The organism is Stenotrophomonas maltophilia, assembly GCF_001676385.1.
Taxonomy (GTDB): Bacteria; Pseudomonadota; Gammaproteobacteria; order Xanthomonadales; family Xanthomonadaceae; genus Stenotrophomonas; species Stenotrophomonas maltophilia_J.
Map to the genome: position 1 here is coordinate 1 of NZ_LYVJ01000040.1, position 397 is coordinate 397.

1 protein-coding gene is annotated in these 397 nt (G+C 68.0%); it reads left to right on the forward strand.

The annotated features are described in order from the left end of the window. On the forward strand, positions 1-397 hold a 397-nt coding region (locus tag A9K58_RS18840), incomplete at both ends, for a hypothetical protein (RefSeq protein WP_065200774.1).

A 397-nucleotide genomic window follows, 5' to 3' on the forward strand; every position in this document is an offset into this window, starting at 1 on the left:
CCCTTGCCCTGCTCGTTTCCGGCTGGACCGCCTGGAGCCTGCATCGCAGCCAATCGCCTGAGCGGATCATCGAAGCGCGCGGCCTGGTCATCCACGATGGCACTGGCCAACCACGGCTGATCCTCGGTGCGCCGGTGCCGGACCCCCTCAGCAGGGGCCGCACCCAAGGACCGCGTGCAACAGCGCTGTCCGGCCTGATCCTGCTTGGCCCCGACGGTTCCGAGCGCGGCGGTTATGGCACCAGCGACCGCGGGGGCGAAGCCCTACTCACTCTGGACGATGCCACCGGCACCACCGAAGTCTTCAAGGTCGTCGCCAATCCGGACCGTGGCGCCAGCCTGATGGTCAAGCACCAGAACAATACCGGCGCCATGCTCACGTCCTGGCAGGGCAAGCC